This is a genomic window from Salinivibrio sp. IB868 (assembly GCF_001995655.1).
GTDB lineage: Bacteria > Pseudomonadota > Gammaproteobacteria > Enterobacterales > Vibrionaceae > Salinivibrio > Salinivibrio siamensis.
In genome coordinates this window covers 25830-49536 of record NZ_MUEW01000004.1, presented here as the reverse complement: position 1 = coordinate 49536, position 23707 = coordinate 25830, and the positions used below count along the sequence as shown (strand labels likewise).

At 51.5% G+C, this 23707-nt stretch carries 18 protein-coding genes; 5 read left to right on the top strand and 13 right to left on the bottom strand.

What is annotated here, in order from left to right; translation table 11 throughout:
- Positions 1-92: 92 nt before the first annotated feature.
- The gene (locus tag BZG20_RS05755) at positions 93-1790 is read right to left on the bottom strand and encodes a glycoside hydrolase family 32 protein (protein WP_077578384.1); all 1698 of its coding nucleotides are present in this window, start codon (positions 1788-1790) and stop codon (positions 93-95) included.
- 101 nt (positions 1791-1891) lie between these two features.
- Positions 1892-2884, bottom strand: coding sequence for a LacI family DNA-binding transcriptional regulator (locus tag BZG20_RS05750; RefSeq protein WP_077578383.1), 993 nt, complete (start codon positions 2882-2884; stop codon positions 1892-1894).
- Positions 2885-3166: 282 nt separating this feature from the next.
- Here BZG20_RS05750 and BZG20_RS05745 point away from each other — a divergent pair, with 282 nt between their 5' ends.
- Together BZG20_RS05745 and BZG20_RS05740 are read left to right on the top strand one after the other, a co-directional pair.
- Positions 3167-4600 carry a sucrose-specific PTS transporter subunit IIBC gene (locus BZG20_RS05745; RefSeq protein WP_046075745.1) on the top strand — a complete coding sequence of 478 codons (1434 nt, stop codon included), beginning with the start codon at positions 3167-3169 and terminating at the stop codon, positions 4598-4600.
- A gap of 27 nt (positions 4601-4627) precedes the next feature.
- Positions 4628-5575 carry an aminoimidazole riboside kinase gene (locus BZG20_RS05740; protein WP_077578382.1) on the top strand — a complete coding sequence of 316 codons (948 nt, stop codon included), beginning with the start codon at positions 4628-4630 and terminating at the stop codon, positions 5573-5575.
- A 24-nt stretch (positions 5576-5599) separates the two neighbouring features.
- On the opposite strand, the gene BZG20_RS05735 is transcribed toward BZG20_RS05740, so the two are convergent.
- From BZG20_RS05735 to BZG20_RS05720, 4 genes are all read right to left on the bottom strand, one after another.
- On the bottom strand, positions 5600-7567 hold the full coding sequence (locus tag BZG20_RS05735) for a sensor histidine kinase (protein ID WP_077578381.1): 1968 nt from the start codon (positions 7565-7567) through the stop codon (positions 5600-5602).
- 245 nt (positions 7568-7812) lie between these two features.
- A complete protein-coding gene (locus BZG20_RS05730; protein ID WP_077578380.1) occupies positions 7813-8835 on the bottom strand; it encodes an NADP-dependent oxidoreductase in 1023 nt (340 codons plus the stop codon).
- 76 nt (positions 8836-8911) lie between these two features.
- A complete protein-coding gene (locus BZG20_RS05725) occupies positions 8912-10069 on the bottom strand; it encodes an iron-containing alcohol dehydrogenase (RefSeq protein WP_077578379.1) in 1158 nt (385 codons plus the stop codon).
- Between the two features lie 203 nt (positions 10070-10272).
- Positions 10273-10878, bottom strand: coding sequence for a TetR/AcrR family transcriptional regulator (locus tag BZG20_RS05720; protein ID WP_101494513.1), 606 nt, complete (start codon positions 10876-10878; stop codon positions 10273-10275).
- Positions 10879-11756: 878 nt separating this feature from the next.
- Between BZG20_RS05720 and BZG20_RS05715 the strand changes: the two genes are divergently transcribed.
- The 3 genes from BZG20_RS05715 to BZG20_RS05705 all read left to right on the top strand — a co-directional run bounded on the left by BZG20_RS05715 (position 11757) and on the right by BZG20_RS05705 (position 14378).
- On the top strand, positions 11757-12056 hold the full coding sequence (locus BZG20_RS05715) for a hypothetical protein (protein ID WP_077578378.1): 300 nt from the start codon (positions 11757-11759) through the stop codon (positions 12054-12056).
- A gap of 161 nt (positions 12057-12217) precedes the next feature.
- A complete protein-coding gene (locus BZG20_RS05710; protein ID WP_077578377.1) occupies positions 12218-12649 on the top strand; it encodes a hypothetical protein in 432 nt (143 codons plus the stop codon).
- Between the two features lie 184 nt (positions 12650-12833).
- Positions 12834-14378, top strand: coding sequence for a BCCT family transporter (locus BZG20_RS05705; protein ID WP_046075753.1), 1545 nt, complete (start codon positions 12834-12836; stop codon positions 14376-14378).
- Positions 14379-14455: 77 nt separating this feature from the next.
- On the opposite strand, the gene BZG20_RS05700 is transcribed toward BZG20_RS05705, so the two are convergent.
- The 7 genes from BZG20_RS05700 to BZG20_RS05670 all read right to left on the bottom strand — a co-directional run bounded on the left by BZG20_RS05700 (position 14456) and on the right by BZG20_RS05670 (position 23498).
- Complete coding sequence (locus BZG20_RS05700; protein WP_077578376.1) at positions 14456-15859, bottom strand: aspartate aminotransferase family protein; 1404 nt, start codon at positions 15857-15859, stop codon at positions 14456-14458.
- 32 nt (positions 15860-15891) lie between these two features.
- The gene (locus BZG20_RS05695; protein ID WP_077578375.1) at positions 15892-17451 is read right to left on the bottom strand and encodes an NAD-dependent succinate-semialdehyde dehydrogenase; all 1560 of its coding nucleotides are present in this window, start codon (positions 17449-17451) and stop codon (positions 15892-15894) included.
- A gap of 246 nt (positions 17452-17697) precedes the next feature.
- On the bottom strand, positions 17698-19467 hold the full coding sequence (locus BZG20_RS05690; protein WP_077578374.1) for a PKD domain-containing protein: 1770 nt from the start codon (positions 19465-19467) through the stop codon (positions 17698-17700).
- A 202-nt stretch (positions 19468-19669) separates the two neighbouring features.
- Positions 19670-20158 (bottom strand): Lrp/AsnC family transcriptional regulator, encoded by a 489-nt coding sequence (locus tag BZG20_RS05685; RefSeq protein ID WP_046075756.1) that lies wholly within the window; start codon positions 20156-20158, stop codon positions 19670-19672.
- 10 nt (positions 20159-20168) lie between these two features.
- Positions 20169-21164, bottom strand: a complete 996-nt coding sequence (doeB, locus tag BZG20_RS05680) for a N(2)-acetyl-L-2,4-diaminobutanoate deacetylase DoeB (RefSeq protein ID WP_077578373.1) — start codon at positions 21162-21164, stop codon at positions 20169-20171.
- Positions 21165-21320: 156 nt separating this feature from the next.
- Entirely contained in the window at positions 21321-22508 is a 1188-nt protein-coding gene (gene doeA, locus BZG20_RS05675; protein ID WP_046075758.1) for an ectoine hydrolase DoeA, read from the bottom strand.
- A 447-nt stretch (positions 22509-22955) separates the two neighbouring features.
- Positions 22956-23498, bottom strand: a complete 543-nt coding sequence (locus BZG20_RS05670) for a copper resistance protein NlpE (protein ID WP_046075759.1) — start codon at positions 23496-23498, stop codon at positions 22956-22958.
- Between the last annotated feature and the right edge of the window lie 209 nt (positions 23499-23707).

The following is a 23707-nucleotide window of genomic DNA, read 5'->3' as shown; positions in this document are numbered from 1 at the left end:
ACAGAAGATTCAAACCCTTAATGCTAGTTGATGGGCGTTAACTGTGCCAGTCAGACGTGGCGTGGTGTGGTCAACGCCACTTCCCTGATGTATCACCTAACACTGGCGTTTTTCAACGCATACCAATCCATCTCTTTTGGCAAAGGCGTGTCGTGGCGATCGCGTGTCAGCGCTAAAAAGGTTGCGTCAATAGCGCTGAAGTAACGGCTGGTCATCGTCCATCGCCCGCCGGCGACAAAGAACTCCAGTGAGCTGGTGTCGGCGAGGACTTGTAGTGGCAAATCTTCTAGCGGCTCGGGCAAGTGAATACAGCGACGGGTATCGCCTTCTGTGGCGAGGCTTGCGCTTCTATCCAGTGTTAGGGTGCGGCTGTCACCGTCAATGGTGAGTGCACAACCGGATGGTTTGCCGGAGGAGGCTGGCGTCATCATGCCGCTGCGGCTGTGAAAGTATAGCGTGTAGTGGCCGCTGGTCGGAATGGGCAGCGTGGTGTTGAGCTCAAACTGCTTGGTGCCTAAATCCACGGTGGTTGAGTGGCACTCAGGATTAATCACCAAAAGTTGCTGAGGGCCTCTTAAGCTTTGCAGCGCGGCGGCTGGGCGCTGATAAATTTGCCCATTTTCCCAGCGTAACTCACGTGGACAGGTTAACTGATGCAACCAGCCCGCACTTAAACTGGGTTGTTCAACTTCGTCTGGCAGGCCCATCCAAGCAATGAGCATGCGCTTATTGTCAGGGGTCTGCGCCGTCTGCGGGGCGTAAAAATCAAACCCATGATCCAGCACTTGCCAGCTATCAAGCCTGATGCCGTCCGCTTCTAGCGTGGCTTTGGCGTAACCATTGTGGTGAGGAACATGATGATCGGGCGTTGGTGAAGGGCTGCCTTGTGGGCAGAGAATACAGAGCCATTGATCGCTTAATTGGAACAGATCTGGGCATTCCCACATATAACCATGCTCGCCTAAGCTATCACCGCTTAGTCCGTCATAGTGCCACGTAAGGCCATCAGCAGACGAATACTGCGCCAGGCGGCCTATTCTATCTTCACGTTGCGCGCCCAACAGCATCCGATAGTGTTGGCCGTCATGGATGACTTTGGGATCGCGAATATGCTCGGTCACGCCTGCTGGTGGGGCATCAATCACCGGGCCGAGCTTTTCAAAATGAATGCCATCGCTTGACCGCGCCACACACTGGGTTGTTTGGCGCAAACGCTCGGGGCCAATGCGGGTATTGCCGGTGTAATACAGCCAAAGGGCGTCGTTCATCACCATGGCGTGGCCTGAAAATACCCCATGGCTGTCATACCAATCACTGGGGGTGAGGCCGAGCGGCGCGGTATGCCATTGCACCCCATCAGGGCTGATTAAATGCACCCAGAATTTATCTTTGTGTTCACAGGCAAAGGGATACCACTGATAAAAAAGGTGATAGTGACCTTGAAAATAAATAAAACCATTGGGGTCATTCAGCAGCCCTTGGGGAGGACTGATATGCCATCCGGGGCGATGGAAATCTGTCTTTTGGCTGGGTGAATAGAAGGGCGCGGCTTGTTCACGCAGGTTGTGGTCGATCACGCGTCCCAGTGCCGTTAGCGCCCCCTGACTGACGGGTTGATCGAGGGTGATCTGGCGTAGTGAATGGTCAATCGTACTGATTGGCAGCACGTCTTGGTTCACGCGTTCAAGCTCGATGAGCTCAATGATCACCTTGTCTTGATGGCGCAATGCTCGTCGCACGTTATCGGCGCCACCACATGCGTCAACCAGGCCTGTTGGGGTTATTTCCATCTATCCGTACCAATTATATTTTCGGGAACGTTCCAAAAATAGCGAATAAGACGGCGGTGGCGCAAGTAAAATTTCTCTGTATTGGGTTAACGATCGCTGTGTTAAGGGCAGGTGGCGCGGCTGATATAGTTAAAGCCCATCACCAATTTGGACACATGACTTTGTCCAGTTTCCAGTAACTCGAGCAGCATTTTGGCACCACTTTCTCCTGCTGCATCAAAGGCATAGTTAAACGTCGATAAGCTTGGCGATACCACTTGGGCAAGTTCGTCATCGCCCACTCCCATCAGCTTCACGGTGTGCCCAGGGGTGATCCCTTGTGCTTGCAAGGCTTGGATAGCGCCAATCGCGATACGGTCGGTGGCACAAAATACGCCGTCAAGATCAGGATATTGCTCTAGCATAGCGGTCATGGCGACATAGCCCGATTGAATCGAGAATTGGCCTTGGTAATGGAACAAGGGTACCGTTTGGGTCAACGTGGTCAATGCGCTCTCGAAGCCTTGATAACGTTGCTGATCAACGGCAATATCTTCCGCTTGTACCCCCAGAAAGCCCACCTGTCGGCAGCCAGCATTAATAAGCTGCTCGCCAGCACAAAAGCCCACCCGATAATCATCATGGATCACGCTGGGAATGTTATAGGGTGAGCCGTCTTGACCAATTACCACCACCGGCGCACTCGAGCGCTTAATGGCGTGCACCAAGTCGGGGTTGAGCGTGGAGGCAAACAGCAGTATCCCTTCTACGCGTTTTTGGTTGAACAAATCGAGGTAGTAGCAAATACGCTGATCGTCTTGGCGCGTGTTGGCCAATAGCACGTGTTTGCCTTTTTTATCAAAGACATGGCTAAGCCCATCAACGCTGGCTGACATCGCATTCGACGATACTCGCGGTACAATCACCCCGATGAGGTTGGTTTTGTTGGATTTCAAATCCTTAGCGATTTGATTGACCACATAGCCGCATTGCTCAATGGCGCGGTTAACTTTTTCAATGGTGGCGGGCTTTACGCCATATTCCTGGTTAATCACGCGTGAAACGGTTGATTTAGAAACACCCGCTAAACGGGCGACATCATTCAAGCTAGCCATGGGTTCTCCTTTTCTGGGAGTACCATGATCGTTCCATTTACGGATCCTTTGCAAACATAGCGCCTTAAATGCCCCCTATTTAGTGATATTAATCACGTTTAAGGTGAGAGGTACGCGTCGGTTTACTGATCGATCTCACAGCGATTAGCCCTCATACTTGATGCTTTACAGGATTCAGCACATCATTTTCGGGATCGTTCCCGAAAATGTGGAGCGTGTGACGCCACACGAAAAAAAAAGTGACGGTGGCAAAGACGGTGAGAGCGTGCAGGGGAAGTAGCCATGAACTACCAAAAAATAGCACAACAACTACTCGATAAACTGGGTGGAAAAGAAAACATCGCGGCGGCGGCACACTGTGCCACGCGGCTAAGACTCGCACTCCATGATGATAACTTGGCGGATTTAAGCGCGATTGAATCGATTGAAGGTGTGAAAGGCCAATTCCAAGTCAGCGGTCAGTTACAGATCATTTTTGGCTCGGGCATTGTCAATAATGTTTATGCCGAATTCAGCAAGTTAACGGGCCAGTCAGACATGTCGTCGAAAGACGTGGCGGCGGCTGGCGCTGAAAAGCAAAATTGGCTACAACGCGCGGTGAAAGGGCTGTCAGATATTTTTGTTCCCATTATTCCAGCCATCGTCGCCGGTGGTTTGCTGATGGGGATTTTTAATATCCTGACTGCGCCGGGTTTGATTATTGATGGCAAGTCTTTAATTGAGGCCTACCCACAAATGGGCGACTTGGCCAATATGATCAATACCTTCGCTAATGCGCCATTTGTGTTCTTGCCGGTACTGCTGGCGTTTTCTGCCAGTAAAAAGTTTGGCGCTAACCCCTTTTTGGGCGCGGCACTGGGAATGTTAATGGTCCACCCTGATCTGCTCAATGGCTGGGGCTTTGGCGGTGCGGCGGTGTCCGGCGATATTCCAGTATGGGAAATCTTTGGTTTTGAGATTGAAAAAGTCGGTTATCAAGGCTCGGTACTGCCTGTGCTGGTTGCCACTTATATTCTTGCGCAAGTCGAGCAAGGGCTACGTCGTATTATTCCCTCGGTGCTGGATAACTTGCTGACGCCTCTACTGGCGATTTTTATCACCGGGCTGATTACCTTTACTCTGGTGGGTCCATTTACCCGTGATCTCGGCTTCTTGCTCGGCGATGGCCTTAACTGGGTGTATGAATCGGCTGGGATGATTGGTGGTGCATTGTTTGGGTTTGTGTATGCGCCGTTTGTGATCACCGGGATGCACCACAGCTTTATCGCAATTGAAACGCAGCTATTGGCAGACATTGCGGTCACCGGCGGTACCTTCATCTTCCCGATTGCCGCGATGTCAAATGTGGCGCAAGGGGCAGCCTGTTTGGCGTTCGGGCTAAAAACCGCGGATGTGAAAGCGAAAGGAATTGCGATGCCGGCGGGTATCACGGCACTGCTTGGCATTACTGAGCCGGCGATGTTTGGTATTAACCTTAAATACCGTTATCCGTTTATCGGTGCATTGGTAGGCGCAGCCTGTGCAGGCGCGTTCATCACCTTCTTTAAAGTGAAAGCGCAAGCGCTGGGTGCCGCGGGGCTGCCAGGGATCATTTCGATTCGCCCTGACGGAGTGGTGCCGTATATCATCGGAATGGCCATTGCTTTTGTCGTGGCGTTTGCGGTGACCTATGTACTGGGTACCCGTAAAAAATATGCGCAAACGGCGGCGGCCTAATCGAGCATTGAACGAGGAGCAAGCGTGATGAGTAAGGTATGGGTCACTGGCGATGCGGTAGTGGATTTGATCCCAGAGGGAGAACGCCACTACCTAAAATGTCCTGGCGGTGCGCCCGCCAATGTGGCCGTGGCGATTAGCCGGCTGGGGGAGAAAACAGGCTTTATTGGTCGAGTGGGCGACGATCCGTTGGGACGTTTTATGCAAACCACGTTGGCCGATGAAGGCGTAGACATTGCGTTTATGCATCGCGATAACGCGCAACGCACCTCAACCGTGTTGGTCGAGTTAGATGAGGCGGGCGAGCGCAGCTTTACGTTTATGGTCAAACCCAGTGCCGATCAGTTTGTGCAGCCCGATGACTTCCCTGTGTTTGAAAAGGGGCAGTGGTTACATGCTTGCTCCATTGCGTTAGCGAACGAACCCTCGCGATCGGCCACGCTCGGCGCCATGCAAGCGTGTCGTGACCAGGGTGGGTTTGTCAGCTTTGACCCTAACTTGCGTGATGATTTGTGGCAAAGCGAGGCGCAGATGCTAGAGACAGTGAGGCAAGCCTTGCCGCTGGCGGATGTGGTCAAAGTGTCTGATGATGAGCTTGCTTTACTGACTGCACCGTTAGTGACAGGCTCTGAGCCCGGCGAGAGCCGGTCTATCAAATCCGCGCTTGAAGTGCTCGTCTCGCACGTACCGAGTGTGTCCTTGTGGGTGGTCACGCTAGGCAGTGACGGTGCACAAGTTGCGTTCAACCGAGCGCTTTGGCAGGTGGCGACAACACCCGCCAAGGTCGTGGATACTACTGGCGCTGGTGATGCGTTTATGGGAGGCTTGTTGGCTGCCCTAGCCAAGTTGCCCGACTGGCAGTCGCCAGAGGCGGTGACTGAGGCCGTGCGTCAAGGCAACCGCTGTGGTGCGCTGGCCACTACCGCCAAAGGTGCTATGACCGCATTGCCCTCGGCGTTGCAGTTGGCTGGATAATGATATCCCATTTACCTGCCATCGTTATGAAGACGACGAGGCACGTTCGGGGGCCGTCAGTGGAATCGTCACAATGAAGCGACTGCCCTGTTGCGGTTTGCTGTTTACCTGAATACGGCCACCGAGCACACTCGTAATGAGGTTGAAGGTAATATGTAAGCCAAGGCCAGATCCGCCCTGACCGAGGTGGGTGGTATAAAAGGGATCAAAAATGTGTTTTTGCACGTCTGGCGTCATGCCCACGCCGTTATCTTGGACGGTAATATGTACCTGATCGTGTGAATCCTGACTCGCATGGATTTGAATATAGCCTTGATCTTGCTCGGTAAATGCATGCACTAACGCATTGTTAATTAAGTTGATCAGCGTTTGGGTGAGGGCTCCAGGGTAGCTATTGAGCTTAATTGCCTCAGGAATATCTACATCAAGGTGGTGAGGCGTTTGCTGCAGTGTCGGACGCAAAGACAGAAGCACTTCGTTGATAAGATGATGGAGGTCAAACTCGCGCTGGTGGTCGTTGGTTTGATCCACGGCCAGTTGTTTAAATGCACGGATTAATTCGGAGGCACGTGACATGTTGCGTTCAACAATCCGTGTCCCATCTTCAACATGGGTGAGAAATTGGTCTAAATCGTCACGTGTGATCGGCTTTTCGAGTTGTTGGACAAAATCTTGCTTCATCGACAAGATGGAGGTTGAAGACATCAGTGCGTTGCCGATGGGGGTATTCAGCTCGTGTGCGATGCCTGCGACTAGGGAGCCGAGTGAGGACAGTTTTTCATTCTGAACCAATTCATCTTGGAGTGTTTCTAAACGCAACAGCAGTGCCTTTAGTTTATCACCATAATCGTTGACGGCATGGCGTAATTCCCCGACTTCATTCAGGTTCCCCACGTCGAGTGCTTGGGTGGTTTCACCATCGATCAACTCTCGGATCTGATGGGTGGTTTGTCGAATTTTATCCAGTAAATTGCGGGCGGTGATCGTCGCGATGACACCGACAACGAGCAGCAAGCCACCAATCGCTATCATTAAAAACAACCCCATGTTGTCAGCGGCGGCGGTCATTTTGCTTTTAGGGACGGCGAGGCCAATCACCCAGTCGGCTTCAGGGTAGCGAATCAAATGAACATATGCGGCTTCGTTGAGGATGCCGTCATTTTCTACCGTGATTAGCTTGCTGGTGCTGAGTGTTAGGGTTGCCTTGAACGCCGATTGCAACCAAGGCAATTGCACTTGCAGTTCGTCTCGCGTCCATAGTGTGTTCCTGTAGGGTTGAAAGGTGACGGCTGATTGCGGAAAGCTGATCGCCTTGCTGTCTGCGTCGAAGGCGAAGACATAGCCACCGTTTTCTTTGCCATACTGGGACAAAATATCTGAGATGCCGGCGAGCCTCATATCGACGGTGGCGACACCCATAAAGCGCTTATCATCCTTCATTGGCACGGTGCAGGTGATCATCGGCTCTTTGGTAAAAGGGTCAATATAGGCGTTGGACCAACTGCAATGATCGGCGGGGGTTGTTTTGCCCGCTACGTACCAACTTTCATTGTGATACCCCTTCCCGTCTGGATGGTTGTAATCGTCGTAGTACTCCATGGTCGCGCCTGCTCGGCCCCAGAAAAAACTGCGCCGCGCCACCCCTTGTGTAAATGTGCCGGGCTCGGGCCAGATACCACCGCCGGCAATCGCTGGATCGCCATGATTATTGAGGATCTCGGGAAAGGTGGTGCGGAACAGAGCTTCATCTTTGGGGAGTGTGGTCCCCGCTAACGCCATGGTGCTGGTTAACAGTTCAATTTGGCCGAGTTTGGCGTCGAGTAAATCGAGCAGGGCGTGTTGATTGATGCTGATCCGCTCTTGTCGCTGCTCAATAAGCTCGGGTTTTACCTTCCATTCCACCACCGCAAAAATCGTCAGTAATGCCATAATCAGAACAAACGCAAAACCGAGGTTGATCTGATGACGAATCATGGGTGCGACTTTGGCCATTTTGAATACATCCTCTTTCTTAGCTGAAACAGGTGTGGAGCGGTTGCGTCCTGCGGTCAGCCTTGCCAAATTTCGATGAAGCTAGTCAATCATCCCCATTAGTGTAGTTGGCACTGAGTGTTTCTTCTGCATCAAGAAGGGGAGTGGAACGGAAAAGCGAACGTCACTCATAAAAAACCCCCTTAGCTATCCATCGCTAAGGGGGAGGCAGGGTTTTCGGTATGACGAAATAAAGCGCGGATACTTTATTTAATATTGACGACCATCTTGCCGAAGTTTCGGCCTTCGAGTACATCAATCAGTGCTTGAGGCGCTTGCTCAAAGCCATCCACCGCGTGTTCACGGTAATGGATTTGGCCTTCACCGACCCATTTGGCCATGTCGTGAGCGAACTCAGGGTAACGGTGCGCATAGTCATCAAAAATGATGAAACCTTTTACGGTTAGGCGCTTAACCAAGATGGTGCCCATCAACTGTGAAAGGCGGTCTGGGCCTTCTGGCAGGGCGGTGTTGTTGTATTGAGATACCAAGCCACACACGGGAATGCGTGCGCCGGTGTTAAGCAGTGGCATCACCGCATCAAATACCTTGCCGCCGACGTTTTCAAAGTACACATCAATGCCTTGCGGGCAGGCTTCGGCAAGCTGCTCGGCAAAGTTATCGGCTTTGTGATCGATACACGCGTCAACACTGAGGTGTTCACGAGCGTATTGGCATTTGTCTTCACCACCGGCAATCGCTACCACGCGGCAGCCTTTCAGCTTACCGATTTGTGCGACGGTCGCGCCAACGGGGCCGGTTGCGGCCGCCACCACCAGGGTATCGCCCTCTTTGGGTTGGCCGATATCTAATAAGCCCATGTAGGCGGTGAAGCCGGGCATTCCCAAGATCCCAAGCGCGTATGAAACCGGTGCGAGATCGGGATTAAGTTTAAGCAGGGTATCGCCATCGACGACAGAATGGGTTTCCCAACCTTTGTAAGCCAGTACCCAATCGCCGGCTTGGTAATCGGCATGGTTGGACTCTAGCACTTTACCCACGGTGGCACCGACCATCAGACCATCAATTGCTACCGGTTCAGCATACGACTTAGCATCGCTCATCCGGCCGCGCATGTATGGGTCAATCGATAGGTGATGGTTTTCAATCAGGACGTCATTGTTGCCTAGTGCGGGAATGGCGACTTCTTCTAAGCGAAAGTTCTCGGCAGTGGGTGCGCCAACTGGGCGTGATGCGAGAACAAAACGTTGATTTGTTAATGCTGACATTAGTTCCTCCCTTGATGTTGGGAAAAGAGGCGGCTGCTTCAGCGCGCCTCACAATAGCAATGAAATAAACCGGCGATTAAAGCGCGGCTTGCAGCACGCGGCGACACACGTCCGGGGTGACATCGCCATGTTCGCCGAGCTGGGTCATACCGTGTTGGGTTAGACTTTCAATCAACGGCTCAATCGCAGTTTCATCCAGATCGTAATCGCTCATGCGTGTTTTCACGTTCATGCGCTCGAAGAAATCGCGCGTTTTCTCGATCGCTAATTTGGCTTTCTCGGCGTCGCTGCCTTGGTCAATATGCCAAACACGTTCAGCAAATTGTGCGAGCTTGGCCTGTTTTTGCTCAAACTTCTCATTGAGCATCGCAGGCAGCACAACAGCAAGGGTTTGGGCGTGGTCTAAGCCATGTTGGGCTGTGAGCTCATGGCCGAGCATATGGGTTGACCAGTCTTGCGGGACACCCACGCCAATCAAGCCGTTAAGCGCTAAGGTGGCTGTCCACATCAGACTCGCACGCACATTGTAATCTTCTGGTGTTTCCAGCGCTTGTGGGCCCAACTCAACCAAGGTTTGTAGCAGGCCTTCAGCAAAGCGGTCTTGCACCGGCGCATTGGCAGGATAGGTGAGGTATTGTTCCACCACGTGAACAAACGCATCGACCGCACCGTTCCCCACTTGGCGAATCGGTAGGGTGTAGGTTTTCACCGGATCCAACACTGAGAACTGCGGGAACACCAGCTCACTCATAAACGGCAGTTTCGCTTGCATTGACTCACGGGTCACCACCGAGCCTTTGTTCATCTCAGAGCCGGTAGCAGGTAAAGTGAGCACGGAGCCAAATGGCAGCGCTGCTTCCACTTTTCCGCCCATGCTGGTGAGGATGTCCCATGCGTCACCGTCATATTTCGCGGCCGCGGCAACGAATTTGGTGCCGTCGATTACTGATCCACCGCCCACAGCGAGGAGGTAGTCATAACCTTCAGCGCCGACTTTCTCGACTGCCTTCATTAAGGTCTCATAGCGCGGGTTGGGTTCAATGCCACCAAATAGGCCAAATTGACGTTGCCCTAGCGCTTGTTCGACTTCATCCAAGGTGCCGGTTTTACGTGCGCTTTGGCCGCCGAAAAGAATCAACACTTTTGCATCGGCCGGGATGAGCCGATCCAGCTCGGCAATCTTACCTTCGCCAAAAACGATACGTGTGGGATTGTAGAACTCAAAGTTGTTCATTGCTCATCCTTCCTTTTATTGTGCTTGATGGTATCAAGCGTTTATTTAAATTAGACCGGTCGTCTAGTGAGTGCCGGTTAAAAACCCGCCAAAGCGGGTTTTGAGCAGATGGTGGCTGTGCGCTAACAACGAGTGCCGTCGCGAGTGCCACGCATCGGAGATTAATTTGTTGTTTAAGCGATGCTTGATACAGCAAAGCGTTGTTAATCGATCAGCCCGAGCTTTTCTTCGGTGATGGTCATCGCTTGTGCAAGATGACTATCGTTACGATGCAGTTTGGTTAATAAGCTGGCGCCCAGCCACAACTGATACAAGGTCGTGGCAGTGGTAAGCGCGGTTTTTTCATCAAACACATCGCTATCTTGGGCGAGGGTACTCGCCAAGCAGCTAATCAGCTGATCGGTGCCATCGCGCAGTGCCAGCCGCATTGGCTCGGATAAATCAGCCACTTCTGCACTCAGCTTCACGACCAAACACGTTTGCACCGGATCCAAACTACAATATTGTGCTTGCCAGCGACTGAAGTAGCTGTGTACACGTGCAATGGGAGAGAGCGTGCTATCTGACAGTAAGCGGTTTACATCGGCAATGTAGCAAGCAAAATAGTGGTCTAACACGGCTTGGCCGAATTGTTCTTTCGACGCAAAGTAGTGGTAAAAAGACCCCTTGGGCACGCCGGCTTGTTTTAGTATCGCGCTAAGGCCGACGCCGCTAAAGCCAAATTGCGCCATCACGCTCACGCCCGTTTCCAACAAGTGTTGGTGGGTCGCGTTGTGAGTGCTGGTTTCTTGGGTGCTGCTCGATTTCATGTGGGGTAGCATAATCAAAATTAGACCGGTCGTCTAGTGGTGCGAGAATTTTTTATGTTGGCGTGGTTCGGTGGCATAAATCAGGCCGGTATGCTGTGCGAAATCCCAGTTTGTGTCAGATTTATTACTCTGTTCACAATTTGAACGGCACGCCGTGGCACAGTGGCAAAAGTGTGCTTTACTGAAAATGTCAGCTGAGCTGACACACAATTTGGTAGATGATTAGCGCGCAGTGACGCGCCACATAATGCGTTAAGTCCCCGTTAATGTCAGGCGCCCATGACGACACCTTGTTAGCCGCCAGCCAGGCAATTAACACAAGACCATGCGGTGAGGACGCTCAACGTAGTGAGCACACGGGGCAATGTAAGAAACATGTTCATTGACCAACAACCAACAAGGAATGCATCTTGAAGCCGCTCAGTAGAGCGGCTTTCTCTTTTGTGGGCCTCGCGCCTGACCTACCTGACATATTGAATACGTATTTAGCACCTTGAGCTGGCTGTTTTCTCGCCTTATCGCTGCTTGACAGTGATCGAATTTGCTTTCCGGAACGAAATAATATAAGACTATGAATTGGCGCCGTATTCGGCGCTTGACATCAATATCGTTCATTAATCTGATTGAGAGGTGTTCGATGAACAACAAAAGCAGACGTTTGTGGTATTACTACAAAACAAAGTCGAATAAGACCCGCCCAGTTAAAGCGGCTGGGTCAGCGTAATCAAGCGTTAGTCAGGCAACCGATGGGTTGCCTTTTGTCGTTCTAAGCGATTGAAAAAATCACTAAGCTATTGTGCATTGTCGAATTTTTCATCTAATCTTATCAGTAAAGCTTTAACAAGCGCATTGACCCAAAGAGGGGCGCGGGAGGGACGATGAATGTACTATCTTTCCAGCATGTCAATGAATTGATTAATGAAACGATCACGCTCATTGATGGAACGGATACGGAATACGCAATGACGCTGGCGCGTGTCGACACCCATCCTGGCCACGGTGATGAGGTGGGTGGGCACGCGGTAGAAAACTTCAGCCTAGTATTGAAAGGGCCGGAAGACACCCGCTTTCCGCAAGGCAATTACCTGCTTACCCATCCAGCGCTTGGCGAGCAGATCCTACATATGCTCCCCGTCGGGGACGCCACCTATACCATTAACATCAACACGCAAGCCTAATCTTTCTGTGGTCGCTCACTGTTGTCCATTGGGGCCTCGTAATAGTTAGCGACCAACACTGATTAAATAACCGCCAGTCAATGAGTTACTTTCGCCTTTTCATAGATTAGTCACGGAAATTGAGTAGAATAAGACCGCTAAGCTAGCAGTAGGGAGGTCATATGTTTGCCTGGCTGAGTGGCTTATTTGAAAAGGAACAGCTGCAATCGTTTGTCTGGGTGAGAGACATTATGGCGAGCAACCCCAAAGGGAGCTACGCCAAGTATAAAAAGTATTACGATCGCCACGTTGATCGCATTCTTAAGGGTTATCACAAAGACTTTCTCCGCTTTGAGAAATTCGCCGCCCGTAATTACAAATACAGCGACCAATCGATTTTTATGGCGATAAAGGTTGCTAACTATGCCTATCAGCTTGGACAGCTGAAAGTGGCCGCTTGCATAACGGCGGCAGTGATTTCGGCGTGTAATCGTGCAAAAACAGGCGAGTCACAGGTTCACCCTAAACTGTATCGCGCCACCGTGGTGCTGCATAAAAAAGTGCTCGAAACGGGTAAGGCGAATAAGACAGAGAAACCGAAGACACCAGCGTGACGACACAGTGTTGGGTAAATTTTACCCACTTAACAAAAATGTCATATTCCTATTCAGCCCCCGCCATGGCTGAATAGGTGATGCTTGTCACGTTTTTCCCTTCTTTGACTGTAACAATTTGTTCTGGTCATTCATTCGCCACACTGATAGAGTCCCCTCCCTCACACACCTTGTGAGCGAACTAATGCTTAAATCTACACAAAATAATGACCGTCTCGTAGCCGTGTTTACTATCGGCTTTGTTGCTGTCTTCCTTGCCTTTGCCTTGTTTGACCTGAAACACTTCTCTTCTGTTATCCAGTCTCTATTTTCTGAGTCTGCCAACCTTTTTGGTTACTGGTGGCAGTGGTTGATGGTGATCAATTTTGTACTGGCGCTTGCTATCGGCGGCAGTAAATTTGGTAAATTAAAACTTGGCGCCACGGATACTGTCTCAATGAGTCGTTTCCGTTGGGTTGCGATGATCATGTGCACCCTGCTTGCGGGTGGTGGTGTTTTCTGGTCAGCCGCGGAACCTATTTATCACTTCATGACGCCGCCGCCGGCGTTGGGTGACATGGAAGCGGGTGTGATGGAAACCGTCGCCCCTGCCCTGAGCCAAAGCTTTTTCCACTGGGGCTTTTTAGCCTGGGCAGTATTAGGCACTTTGGCAACCATCGTACTGATGTATGCCCACCATCAAGCGGGTGTACGCCTGCGCCCTCGTGCGTTGCTGTATCCGCTACTCGGTGACAAGCTGGAAAACCACTGGTTAGGCTCTGTGATTGATGCCTGCTCTATCATTGCCGTGGCGGCCGGTACCATCGGTCCGATTGGCTTTTTGGCCACCCAGCTTGGCTACAGCCTAGAAAGCTTTGTGGGTATCGAAAACACCATGCCAATGCAGATGCTGATTCTGGCTGCCGTCGTGGCGATTTACTCGATCTCTGCATTTACGGGGATGGATAAAGGCCTACAATGGCTGAGCCGCATGAATGTGATTGGTGCAGCCGTATTGTTGGGCGTGGTGATTGTGCTGGGTCCAACTGGCTTTATTTTCGAACAGTTTGGCTCAGGCTTTAGCTACTACCTCAACAATATGCATACGCTAGCACTGAATACCGATAACGGTAGCTGGAATGCATGGTGGACTTGGTTCTTCTGGGGTTGGTTTATTGGCTTTGCGCCGATGATGGCGATCTTTATCGCTCGTATCTCGAAAGGCCGCTCGATTCGTGAGCTGATCGTCGCCGTGGCTATCTGTGCACCGATTGCGACTAACTTCTGGTTCTCAGTACTGGGTGGTACGGGTATCTTTTATGAGTTGCAATCGCCTGGCAGCATTTCTGGCCCAATGGCGGATGCGGGTTTGCCTGCTATCTTGATTGCGTCCTTGTCACAGCTGCCTTACAGCGTGGTTCTGATCCCAGCCTTTATGCTGCTGACCACCACCTTCGTGGCGACCACGGGTGACTCGATGGCTTATTCGATTGCGATGGCCGTGTCAGGTGACAACCAGCCAACGCGCCGTCATCGTCTGTTCTGGGCGATTGTGATGGGTGTGGTTGCCGGTGTGCTTCTGCTTGCCGGCGATGGTGGCTTGAATGCGCTTCAGTCGTTTATCGTGATCACCGCCGTGCCTGTGTCTTTCTTGATTGCCTTTACCTTTATCACCGGTCCGATTGCGGTGATGCGGATGCAGCAAGAGAAAGAAGCGAACTTAGCATTACAGCCGGCGACCGCCAGCTAGTAAGACCAGAGTTTGTTAATGAGAAAAGCGCCGAGTTGTCGGCGCTTTTTTTTGCTTATTGGATAGGAATCATCGCGCTATTTGGGTTGCCATTGTCCACTGGTGACGAGTTTATCCATCACCTTATCGACGGCGACTTGCGCTTTAGCGACGATTTCATCCACTTCGTTGGGGGTGACCACCAAGGGTGGGGCAAAACCAAGAATATCGCCATGTGGCATCGCACGCGCAATCAGACCTTGCTCCATACAGGCAGCGGCCACTTGTGGGCCCACTTTAAGGCTGGGGTCAAAGAGGCTGCGGTTGGCACGATCAGGCGAAAACTCGAGGGCATGGAGCAAACCCACCCCGCGGCTATCGCCAATCAGTGGGTGATTGGCAAACGCGGCTTTCATCTTCATTTGCAAATATTCCCCCGTGGTCGCGGCGTTCTGAGTCAGATTCTCGCTCTCGATGATATCGAGGTTACACAGTGCGGCTGCCGCGCCCAGTGGGTGGCCAGAGTAGGTGTAACCATGGCCAATCGCGCCCCACGCATCGGTGCCGTCTTCCAGCACATCCCATACCTTGTGACCGATCATCACCCCAGAGAGAGGTTGATAGGCCGAGGTTAATCCTTTGGCAACGGTAATCAGATCAGGCTTCATGTCGTAGTAAATAGAGCCAAAATCACTCCCGATACGGCCAAAGCCACATACCACTTCGTCGGCGATCAGCAAGACGTCATACTTATCCAGTACTTTGCGAATCGCCGCCCAGTAGCCCTCGGGAGGTGGCACAATGCCACCGGTGCCGAGCACGGGTTCGGCAATCATCGCTGCGACCGTGTCGGGTCCTTCCGCGAGGATCATTTTCTCCAGTTCATCGGCACAGTGTTGCGCGAATTCAGGTTCTGTCATGCCGCTGTCTTCACGGCGATAATAGTAGGGAGCCATGGTATGTTTGATGCGCTCGATGGGCAGATCAAAGTGCGCATGGAACAGTGGTAACCCCGTGAGTGACCCTGATGCCACGCTGGAGCCGTGATAACCCCGATCCCGAGAGATGATTTTCTTTTTCTCAGGCTTACCACGCGCATTGTTGTAGTACCAAACAATTTTAAGCTGTGATTCATTGGCGTCACTGCCCGACATGCCGTAATAGACTTTGCTCATGCCCGGCGCCATGTTGATTAGGCGCTCCGATAAGGTCACGAGCGCTTCGTTGGTGTGGCCTACATAGGTGTGATAGTACGCGAGCTTTTTCGCTTGCTCATAAATGGCGTCGGCCATTTCTTCCCGACCATAGCCGATATTGACGCAGTAGAGCCCAGCGAAGCCATCAATCAGCTCAATCCCTTCGGAATCGGTGATGCGAATACCTTTGCCTGTCTCAATCACTCGGCCTGGCATCTCGCCGTGCGCATACTGCTTCAAGTGGGTTGAAGCATGGAATACGGTGTTTCTGTCTTTTTCCAACAAGGCTTTTGTTTCTGGACGCATGATCAGTCTCCTTATCCGTCAGCAAACCTGAATTAGCTGCCGCTCACCGTGGGCAAGCCACCTAAACAGTAGTATTTGATTTCACTAAATTCGTCGATGCCATAGCGGCTTCCTTCACGGCCCAAGCCCGACTGTTTGACGCCACCAAATGGAATAGGGTGACCGGTCATTTTCACTGAGTTGACACTGACCATGCCGACCTCAAGGCCGCGCAGACAGCGCCAAATATCTCGAATATCATTGCCATAGACATACGCCGAGAGTCCGTACTCGGTATCGTTACCCATCGCAATTGCCTCATCTAGATTGTCATAGGCAATCACGCCCGCCACAGGACAAAAATTCTCTTCTTGATACACCAGCATATCGGGCGTCACCTTGGTGATAAGCGTAGGGGCAAAGAAGTTTTCGCCTAGGTTGGGGTTGAGTTTTCCGCCCATCACGGTCGCGCCTTTGGCAATGGCGTCATCGACAATGGCTTGTGCTTTGTCCACGGCACGAGACGAAATCAATGGGCCGATATCTGTGCTGGGCAGCAAACCATTACCCACTTCAAGTTCATCCATTAACGCGGCGAAGGCATCGACAAAGGCTTGATGTTTGTCGCGCGGGACTAAAATTTTGTTGGCGGCCAAGCAATCTTGTCCCGATGTTTGAAACTTGGCATCGATGGCCGCGCGCGCCGCTTGTTGAATATCCATATCAGGCAAGACAATAAAGGGCGCATTGCCGCCAAGCTCCATGGCGCACTTTTTCACGGTTTGGGCACTTTGTTCGAGTAGTAACCGTCCCACACGCGTTGAGCCTGTGAAACTCAGCGCTTTGACTTTGTCGCTTTGACAAAGCTGGGCCGAGACCATGGGCGCGTCACCCATAATCACGTTAAACACCCCTGCAGGGATCCCGGCACGTTCTGCGAGCTCGGCCAACGCTAGCGCAGAAAAGGGCGTTTCTTCTGCGGGCTTGACGATCACACTACAGCCAATCGCGAGCGCTGCTGCTGCCTTACGGGTGATCATCGCGTTAGGGAAATTCCATGGGGTGATTAAAGCTGCCACCCCAATGGGCTCACGTAGTGTCGCCAGATGGGCGTTGGGAATGTGGCTAGGCATGGTGTCGCCATACACGCGTTTCGCTTCTTCGGCAAACCATTGAATGAACGAGGCCCCGTACGCCACTTCCCCCTCGGCGTCGCGCAACGTTTTGCCTTGCTCGAGCACCATTAGATGCGCGAGATCGTGTTGGTTTTCCATGATTAAGTCGTGCCATTTCATCAATAGCTTGGCGCGCGTTTCGGCGGACTCGGCACGCCACAGGTGGAAAGCGGTCTCGGCGTCATCAATGGTTTGATTGATTTGCGCAGCATTGAGTGATGCGGTGTAGCCGAGCACTTCGCCCGTTGCCGGATTGAGCACGGGTGTATCTGAATCGCCATTGATCCATTTACCATTGGCATAGGCAAGTTGGCGAAATAGACGCTGATCGTCCAGGTACGCGAGAACGTCTGAACTGGCTTTGCCGGCTACATCATGACGCAATGCATTGGCTGCGCTGCCAGTGTAGTTAAGATCGCGTGATTGGAATACGGTCATACTCCCTCCTGATTCAAAATCGCCACGCTGCCTATCAGCGTTTGCCTACTGTTACTGTATGCAATCAGCAAAAAAGAGGTTTTTTGTTAAGAAGGGGGATTAACGAATTTTTTTCTGAAACCGCGCGATGACAGAAGAAAATTTTCTGGTGTCGATAAAAAGGTCGGATTGGCGTGATAAAACCATGAGAGGTAAGCGGTCAAGCAATGCATCAGGCGCACGAAAATACCGTGCGCCTTGCCGCTATTATTGGCTAACATCCAGTGTGACACCACTGAACGCGCGATAGCCACGAATACCAATAAACACCTCGTCGCCGGCGTTGACATCTACCTGACAGCTCTCACTGTTGCCACTGGTGTACGGACGACATTGGTACTGGTTTTGGTCTGGTTTGGTGCCTTTTTGTACATACAAGTCGGCATCTCCCGTGCCGCCATACATGCGCACGGTGGCGCTACCTGTTTGTGGCGCGGTATAAGCGAAGTATTGCCAGCTGCTGCGTTGACCGCTTAGATCGGTACGTGGAAAGTCGTTAACACTACCCACGGTAAAGGCTTTGCTTACCGAGTCAGTCAGCCCTTGGTCATCGGTGACGGTCAGTGTCACGGAATAGGTGCCAGCGCTGCCATACTTATGTGACGCTGTCACGCCAGTCGCTTGATAGCCATCACCAAAATCCCATTGATAACTGACGATGCTGCCATCGCTGTCATTGGCGCCATTGGCGTCAAACTCACAGCTCAGTGCTGTGCATTGGCCTGTAAAGACGGCATTCGGCGCGCCTCCCGATTGATGATCGCCTTGCGGAGGGACATTATCAAACTCACCGGCCACTTGTGGCCAAATCTTGTCAATGCGTACCCCTTGGTTTTCACAGCCGCCAAAGTGGTGAAGCGCTATCACATTGTGGCTTTCTTTGGCGAGTACGGGTGAGCCCGATGAGCCGCCGGTGGTATCACAAAAATAGCCTGTATCCGTGTTGCTGCCTCGACCATTCGTGATGGCGACGTCAATCTGGCATATTCCACCACTGTTTTGGTCGCTTTCAATCGAGAGTTCTTTCGGGTTACCTGCGCCGTGTTGTGGAATAAAAATGGTTTCGCCACGTTGAGGTTGGCGCACATCAAGTCCCATATAACCGAACTGCGCCACTTTGGCGAAGTTGTTCACGCTAAATAGGGTGTAATCGAGGGTGTAATCGGTGTTGAGTAGTTGCGCGCCAGTGACTTTTACCACATCAGTAATTTGACCACTGCCACAGGTGGGGCGCTGATAATTAAACCACACTTCGGTATTAGCAAGCTCGGTCTGGCTTTCGACACAGTGATTGTTGGTGAACATGTGATTGTCTGGCCCTACACGCCAGCCGGTGCATAAGCCACTACCATTCATTAATAAGCGCGCCACTGGGCGACTGCGCTCATATTCTTCTGGGTGACTGTCCTGCCAGCAAGCGACGTCTTTGCGCTCATTGATACCACAGGTTGAGAGTTGACCTACCTCTTGCTCGGCGATGATTTCATCACTGGGATCGCCCGCTTTATAGGTATCGATACGCAAGGCATGTTTTGATTGCCATTGTGTGCCAGCGGGGAGGGTGAGCGTGACTCTTGCGGTGTCGCCATGCACTGACATGGCAGAAAACTGATTCACACCGTCTTCGCCGTTTTCTGCGTTGAAGGTTCGCTGACCATTGGCTTGCATGGTGTAACGATATTGCTCTTGACCATCTTCACTGCTCACCGTGACATAGGCCCCTTCTGGTAAAGAAAATTGTGAAAAATGCACCTTAATAAAAGCCGCGTCAGTCTGATGTACCGTGATGGTTTTTTGGTAAGGGCTTGTGAGTGAAAATGCCTGGAAATTTGGCGGTGGTGTAAGGTCGGCATCCAGTGCGAACTGACTGGCGATTTGGATTGGGCTGAGCGGGGTGTCACCCATGCTCGCCAGTGCCGATGATGAACAAAGTGTTATTGCTGCGAGAGTTGTACAAACTAAGAATGGTCGTTTCATGATTTCCTCTATCTTCCGTGAGTGTCAATGTGCAAACGTCACAGTGATAGAGGCTAGTGAAGGTTTTATTGATAGGTGAATTTGTTTGTCTGTAATGTTGGACAAATCATGCCGTAATGTAACAGGAAGAGATATGTTGCTAAAAAGTTAATGGGCCATGCGTCAATGTCATTGAGTACTAGCAAACAAGGACAAGCAATGATTAGCCATTGGCAGCAACATCTGGTGTTTCAAGTGGTAAGGTGAGGGCTGGTCGCTTCACCTGTTTGGTGACGATATAGGTGTAGTACTGTTTGATGCCAAGGTCATCGGTCAACCAGCTATCAATCAGACGCTGATAATAGTCGATATCAGTGACACCAAGACGAACGATATAGTCTATCCCACCGCCCGTCGCCCAACACTCTTTGACATCGTCGCAGTGCTGCATGGCACGTTCGAAACGTTGAAAGCTGTCAACATCATGCTGGCCAAGGGTGATCTCGACCAGCACAGTGTTAAGTTTTACCACCGCATCTGGATTGATACGTGCGCCATAGCCCTCGATGATACCTGCTTGCTCGAGCCGTTTTACCCGCTCCCAGCAGGGGCTTACAGACAGGTTGATCGCCTGTGCGAGGTTAGATTTGGTAATACGGCCATCTTGCTGCAAGATCTGCAAGATTTTGATATCAAATTTATCCAGCTTCATGGCCCCTCCGCTAAACAGGTTCGGCAATCACCGCAAAGGTATCGCCGATATAAATCCGTCCGAGGTGACGTTTGGCCAGTAAAATACCGTCGCGCTCGGCGTAGTAGGGGATGGGTTCGGTCCCTGTACGCTCAATATTATGCACTTTGCCAATTAAATCACCCTGTTTGATGGTATCGCCTAAGTGGACAGAGAACTCAATAATCCCTGCGTGCTCGCTTTGTACATAACAATGTTTATCTGGTAACTCGAGTTTGATAGGGGCGATGGGTGGGTGACGGTAGTCGTCTTGTAAGATCCCTGAAAATACCAAGAAGTTATGAATACCACGTTGGGTAATCGCGATGGAGTCTGGTGTGCTGGTGCCGCCGCCGCCAAGCTCTGTGGTGACAAAAATCTTACCTTGTTGCTCTACCGCCGTGTCGTACATGCTGGTGGCATCCATTTCAGTGGTTTGCACTTGATAGGGGGCACCAAACAGGCGAGCCCCTTCGGCACAGGCGTCGGCTTGCTGAAGATTCTCTAAGCGGTGGGACGCCGCATAGGGAATAAGATCTAAGGTTTTACCGCCTGAGTGAATGTCTAAAGCGGTATCGCACTGTGGGATTAAATATCGGGTGAAGTAATCGGCAATTTGTTCGGTGACACTGCCGGTTGGTGAACCAGGAAAAGCGCGGTTCATGTTGCCTTGATCCCAAGGGGAAGTGCGTGTGCCTGCGGTCACGGCGGGCGCGTTCATCATCGGTAAAATGATCACACGGCCTTTGATATCGTTTGGCATCAGTTGATGGCAGGTATTGAGTAACGCCGTGATGCCCTCGTATTCATCCCCATGGTTGCCGCCCGTCAGCAAGGCCGTTTTCCCCTCGCCGTTTTTAACTACAGTGATCGGAATGGTGACACAGCCCCATGCGGATTGGTCGTGTGAGTGAGGCAGTTTAAGAAAGCCGTGCTGTACACCATCGGCATGAAAATCGACGGTGGCTTCAATTGCGGTGGGTTCCATAACCTCTCCTTGTGATCTGTCGTGACGCTCCATCCGGCGGAAACGGGTAACGTTTGATTTTTAAATCATCACGTTATGAGTGTAGCTAAAAATAATAATGAGGCTGAACAGAAAAGGGCACAAGTATGGTGCCCGTATCTGGCGCGGTGTACCAAGCTAGTGTTTGACAAACAACTGGCGCGGTAGGTCACACAAGGTTTGCGCACCATCGCGGGTGATCACAATGCTTTCTGTGGTTTCCATGCCCCAGTCTTTCATCCAAAGCCCTGGCATGAAATGAAACGTCATCCCCTCGCGCAATAGGGTTTGATCACTGGGTCGCAAGCTCATGGTGCGCTCGCCCCAATCGGGTGGGTAGCTTAACCCTATCGGATAGCCACAGCGCGCGCCTTCCCGATCAAACCCATAGCGCAACAAGGCATCATTGAGGGCGTTGGCAATGTCTCCGCATGTGTTGCCGGGCTTGGCGACCGCGAGACCGGCTTCTAGTCCGGCCTGTAGCGCCTCGTCAGCACGGAGGAACTCATAACCCGGCTCTCCTAAGAAAATGGTACGAGAGAGTGGGCAGTGATAGCGACGATGCACTCCAGCGATTTCGAAGAAGGTCCCTTCTCCCCGTTTAAATGGGCGATCGTCCCACGTTAAGTGAGGCGCAGCAGCATCACCGCCTGAGGGCAACATCGGCACGATAGCGGCATAATCCCCAAAGTGGCCATCGTGGCCAACCACCGCGTGTTTATTAATCTCTGCAACCAGTAAATGCTTGGGTAAGCCGGGCTCGATCATTTCAAAGGCGACGCGGTGCATATTCTCCACGATACGCGCAGCTGTATGCATGTAGGTGAGCTCTTGATCAGACTTGACCGCGCGGCACCAATTAACTAGTCCGGTAGTATCGACGAGGGTCGCCATTGGCAGATGTTCTTTGAGCGATTCAAACGCCGTGGCGCTGAAATAGTAGTTGTCTTTCTCGACGCCGATGCGGCCACGATCCCAATAGCGTTCTGCCAGCACATAGTTTGCCAAGTATTCCATGGGGTGCAGGGGCGGATTCATCACGTAATGGTCAGGGTAGTAGGTGATGCACTCAGCACTCATGTAGACAGTACGCAGCGCGCCATTCGCGTCCTGGACACGTCCGAACCACAAAGGGTCACCCGTTGCGCCAATCACTACGCACTGAGGCACATAGAAAGACCAGCCATCGTAACCGGTTAGCCACGCCATGTTAGATGGATCGTGCACTAACAAGGTGTCGATCTCTTGTTCTTCCATGGCATAGCGAACCTTGGCTAAACGGGCGCTGTATTCTTCGTAAGAGAACTTCAATACAACGTCGCTCATACGCGTGACTCCTGTTCAATACCACGACTGTGGTGCTTATAAACGTACTACTGACCGGTAATCAAACTTGGATCAAGTATGATTACCGGTACAGAAAGGTGCCGTTTTTCGGTCTTGTTATCGAACAAACGGAGGAAGCGCGAGTGTTGCGCGGTCCTGTCTAGGCGACTCTACTGTCTGGTGCGGCTGTTGCTCAGTGAGCCCATTCGGCCTGCTCACCGGATAAGATTTTGTTTCGCCTCTAGTTAAGTGTTAAACCATGGAGTGAAAACCCGTCAAGTTTTATTAGCAACAAATTTGTCACTAAACTGCCAATCTGTGCAGACAGGCAAGTGTTGGCGTGAAGCGGGAAAGCGTGGGAAGGGGATACGAAATACGCGAAAAGAGCCTAGTGCTGGTTTATGGGGCAAGCGCTAGGCTCTTATCAAGTAAGATTATATTGGTAGATTACTGCTTTTTCAGGTGATACATCTCAGCAAGGTCGCCTTCGATGGTTTCGCCATTCATGTCTTGCATGATCACCTGGTTTTCCGCCACAAAGAAGTGGTTAGGGCTGTCAGTCAGCCCTTCAAGGATGACGACACTGCCTGTTTCATCCCACTTGAAGGTGCCTGATTCTTTAAGAGCTTCTCCCTCTTTGCCCAGATAGGTTTTGGTGAGTGAATACGTATTGTCTGGGTTCAGTGTTAGTGTGGTATCAATACCTTCACAGTCGGCGCAGGGCACCACACCTTGATACGTACCGTTCCAGTCTAGTGATGTTTTTGCATTATGATGATCAACCATTTCAGAAACGGTGTTTTCTGCGCTATCGATGGCGTTTTCTGCACTATCCATCGCTTGCTCTGTGCCTTCTTTCACTGCATTTTGGGCGTCGTCTAAGCTAGATTCGACTTGCGATTGCGCCTCTTGTGGTTCGTTGGTTTGCTGTTCACAGCCAACCAGTGCGACAACCAGTGCCAGTGGTGCAAGTAAATAGGTTTTTTTCATGTTTACCTCGTTTAATCAATGTTTAAAGGCTAAATCGTTGCTGGGGGYCAGCGATGAATGACTTCATGATAGGCGTTTGCTGCGCTTAGGTGTCATTATTGCGCTAGCATTAGGTCAGCGTTAGACAATAAACGTAAAAAAACCGTCAACTGATGAGAGTGATCTAAGCGACCACCTTTTACGTTAACACTCATGTCTTGTTAGTCTAC

Excerpts from the sequence above, each read along its gene's own strand:
- BZG20_RS05755 (WP_077578384.1), bottom strand. The coding sequence starts at position 1,790 with ATGGAAATAACCCCAACAGGCCTGGTTGACGCATGTGGTGGCGCCGAT.
- BZG20_RS05750 (WP_077578383.1), bottom strand. The coding sequence starts at position 2,884 with ATGGCTAGCTTGAATGATGTCGCCCGTTTAGCGGGTGTTTCTAAATCA.
- BZG20_RS05745 (WP_046075745.1), top strand. The coding sequence starts at position 3,167 with ATGAACTACCAAAAAATAGCACAACAACTACTCGATAAACTGGGTGGA.
- BZG20_RS05740 (WP_077578382.1), top strand. The coding sequence starts at position 4,628 with ATGAGTAAGGTATGGGTCACTGGCGATGCGGTAGTGGATTTGATCCCA.
- BZG20_RS05735 (WP_077578381.1), bottom strand. The coding sequence starts at position 7,567 with ATGGCCAAAGTCGCACCCATGATTCGTCATCAGATCAACCTCGGTTTT.
- BZG20_RS05730 (WP_077578380.1), bottom strand. The coding sequence starts at position 8,835 with ATGTCAGCATTAACAAATCAACGTTTTGTTCTCGCATCACGCCCAGTT.
- BZG20_RS05725 (WP_077578379.1), bottom strand. The coding sequence starts at position 10,069 with ATGAACAACTTTGAGTTCTACAATCCCACACGTATCGTTTTTGGCGAA.
- BZG20_RS05720 (WP_101494513.1), bottom strand. The coding sequence starts at position 10,878 with ATGAAATCGAGCAGCACCCAAGAAACCAGCACTCACAACGCGACCCAC.
- BZG20_RS05715 (WP_077578378.1), top strand. The coding sequence starts at position 11,757 with ATGAATGTACTATCTTTCCAGCATGTCAATGAATTGATTAATGAAACG.
- BZG20_RS05710 (WP_077578377.1), top strand. The coding sequence starts at position 12,218 with ATGTTTGCCTGGCTGAGTGGCTTATTTGAAAAGGAACAGCTGCAATCG.
- BZG20_RS05705 (WP_046075753.1), top strand. The coding sequence starts at position 12,834 with ATGCTTAAATCTACACAAAATAATGACCGTCTCGTAGCCGTGTTTACT.
- BZG20_RS05700 (WP_077578376.1), bottom strand. The coding sequence starts at position 15,859 with ATGCGTCCAGAAACAAAAGCCTTGTTGGAAAAAGACAGAAACACCGTA.
- BZG20_RS05695 (WP_077578375.1), bottom strand. The coding sequence starts at position 17,451 with ATGACCGTATTCCAATCACGCGATCTTAACTACACTGGCAGCGCAGCC.
- BZG20_RS05690 (WP_077578374.1), bottom strand. The coding sequence starts at position 19,467 with ATGAAACGACCATTCTTAGTTTGTACAACTCTCGCAGCAATAACACTT.
- BZG20_RS05685 (WP_046075756.1), bottom strand. The coding sequence starts at position 20,158 with ATGAAGCTGGATAAATTTGATATCAAAATCTTGCAGATCTTGCAGCAA.
- doeB (WP_077578373.1), bottom strand. The coding sequence starts at position 21,164 with ATGGAACCCACCGCAATTGAAGCCACCGTCGATTTTCATGCCGATGGT.
- doeA (WP_046075758.1), bottom strand. The coding sequence starts at position 22,508 with ATGAGCGACGTTGTATTGAAGTTCTCTTACGAAGAATACAGCGCCCGT.
- BZG20_RS05670 (WP_046075759.1), bottom strand. The coding sequence starts at position 23,498 with ATGAAAAAAACCTATTTACTTGCACCACTGGCACTGGTTGTCGCACTG.